At 40.4% G+C, this 2,585-nt stretch carries 3 protein-coding genes and 1 pseudogene; all 4 read left to right on the plus strand.

The genetic code is table 11. The features are described 5' to 3' along the window. The first annotated feature begins 149 nt into the window (after positions 1-149). On the plus strand, positions 150-434 hold the full coding sequence (locus tag QUA34_RS29910) for a hypothetical protein (RefSeq protein ID WP_333391116.1): 285 nt from the start codon (positions 150-152) through the stop codon (positions 432-434). After that, positions 341-976 (plus strand): annotated as a pseudogene (gene galE, locus QUA34_RS29915) (UDP-glucose 4-epimerase GalE); the annotation flags it as partial. The gene QUA34_RS29910 and the pseudogene galE, both read left to right, overlap by 94 nt. A gap of 188 nt (positions 977-1,164) precedes the next feature. After that, positions 1,165-2,007, plus strand: a complete 843-nt coding sequence (locus QUA34_RS29920; protein ID WP_333391119.1) for an alpha-1,2-fucosyltransferase — start codon at positions 1,165-1,167, stop codon at positions 2,005-2,007. Between the two features lie 24 nt (positions 2,008-2,031). Beyond that, the coding region (locus QUA34_RS29925; protein ID WP_333391122.1) for a hypothetical protein at positions 2,032-2,585 on the plus strand (554 nt) is incomplete at its 3' end.

Below are 2,585 nucleotides of genomic sequence, written 5' to 3' on the forward strand. Positions count from 1 at the left end.
ATTTATCGCTTTTACGAAAAGCCGTAAAACTCAGGAATTGTTTATCAACTTTAAGAAATATTTCGAGATGGTAGTGGCGCATCAAAATGTGCTACTCTTGAAAGATTCAGGGCGTTTTTGCGGCTGCTGTTGAATCAGTGAAACCGAAAATGACAACTTTGTCCCCCGTTTACAACTACTTGGATAAGTGGAAAGATGTTTATACGATCGACAAACCGATTAAAGTAATGCACTGCACTTATCCTTACCGCCCTCAGTACGCGAAGAACGTGACGCGATCGCTCTTTACTAGAATAGTCGATCGCACGGCTACAATATTTTTACCAAATCAACTTAACAATCCCTTTGCGCGACTTACGGTGTACCTGAGAAAATTCCGCTCACAGAAGACCACCCGCAAAACCCAATCAATCCCTACGGTGCTACTAAGTTAATGGTAGAACGGATTTTGTCGGATTTTGACGCTGCGTACGATTTCAAGTCTGTTTGTTTCCGCTATTTTAACGCGGCTGGGGCTGACCCTAACTGGTTGTTAGGAGAGGATCACAATCCAGAAACTCACCTGATCCCACTGGTGTTGTTCGCAGCTTTGGGTAAACGAGATTCAATCGCGATTTTTGGCACGGATTACGAGACTCCTGACGGTACTTGCATTCGGGATTACATTCACGTTAACGATTTGGCATCGGCTCACATTTTGGGATTAGAATATTTGTTAAATGGTGGCAAATCTGATTTCTTTAATTTGCGCAATGGTGGCGGCTTTTCGGTGAAAGAGGTGATAGAAACGGCTCGCCAAGTGACTGGAAAAGAGATTAAGGCTGTTGAGTGCGCTCGGCGTCCGGGCGACCCGCCTGCTTTGGTTGGCAGCAGCAAAAAGGCGATCGACACCTTGGGCTGGTCTCCAGAATATCCAGACATCAAGGATATTATCTCCCATGCTTGGCAGTGGCATCAAAAGTGTCACCACTCTTAGTATGTAGCGTGCTTATAGCGCACCTTACCATTACAGCAAAATTTGATTGAATTCTTGTGGAGAGTAGGGGTTGGGCGTCCCGCCCGCCCCAAAAATACAATATGCTAATAATATCTGCTAAATCGGGACAACTCGGCAACCGACTGCTGCTTTTTGCTAATTTCATTGCTTGGGCGATCGAGCATAATTTGACTGTTCTCAATCCGGCTTTTGAGGAATATGCAGAATTCTTTGTGGGAACCGCAGGGGATTTTTTGTGTTCTTATCCTCCTCCATATTTTACCGTAGGAGGTAACAAGTTGGTCAGAAGCAAATATTATAATTTTATTAAATATTTAAGCAAGCAAAAATTATTAAAAACGCAAGAAATAACCCGAAAAAAACCTTTTAGTTGGCTTACATATCAGGATATCGCACAAATCAAGAACGGTTCAATTGTTTGTTTTCAAGGCTGGCTATTTCGAGATGGCTGGTTTGTAGAAGATCTCCCCTATTTACACAAGTACGCCGACCAGATTAGAGCCTACTTTGCACCATTAGAGCGATATAGAATCAATGTAGATCGTTTGATATTTAATTTAAAAGATAACTCTGATATGCTAGTCGGAATTCACATCCGTCAAGGGGATTATGCTCAGCATCAAAAGGGGAGATACTTTTACACTACTCAGCAATATTTAGAAGTCATGAATTCTGTAGTAAGGCTATTTGAGGGCAAAAAAATCAAGTTTTTGATTTGTTCTAATATTCCACAAAATCCTAGTTTATTTGATAATTTTAACTGTGGATTTGGCAGCGGTCATTTAATTGAAGATATGTATGCTTTCGCTGAGTGCGACTATGTTGTCGGGCCGCCTAGCAGTTATACTATGTGGGCTTCTTTTTATGGAGATCAACCTCTTTATATGATCCGCGATGTCAATAAAACAATTAACCTGAAAGATTTTGTACATTTTTATGAATGGCAAGGAATTTTTCACGAACGAGATGACTGGAGTGAGAGCTTTTGGGAGTGGACACACGCTCGGTAAATAAGTAAATCAATAAGTAAATTAATGAATTCAAATAAATTAGCAGTCAAGGGATTTATTACTATATTAACTGGTCTTTACTCTTTCCAGGATTGCGTTCATTTTCTGGCGTCTGTCAGGAAGTTTCACCGGGAACCAATTATTATTTTAATAGATAGAGTTCCTCTAATTTTATATCCTTTACTTCAGGTGTTCGGAAATGTCATATTGAAACCTGCACCCTCTAATGAAAATCCTGTTTTAGCATCGCGACAAGCTAAGCTGGCTTTGTACGGGGAATCTTTGTTTGAGAAAACTATTTATATGGACTGCGATATTTGTTTGCTGTCGCCAATAGATGAGGTTTTTGATTTTCTTGATGGGGTAGATTTGTTGGTGACGGAAGATGTGCAGCCTGCGATTGCTAAAGCGGCAAATTTATTAAGAGTTAAGCAGGATATTCTGTCAACTTTGCAGTCTGTTGGGTTGCCGCTAAATGCAAATAGCATTCAATACAATGGCGGATTTATCGCTTTTACGAAAAGCCGTAAAACTCAGGAATTGTTTATCAACTTTAAGAAATATTTCGAGATGGTAGT

Origin of the sequence: Microcoleus sp. POL10_C6 (genome assembly GCF_036701585.1) — a bacterium.
Lineage (GTDB): Bacteria > Cyanobacteriota > Cyanobacteriia > Cyanobacteriales > Microcoleaceae > Microcoleus.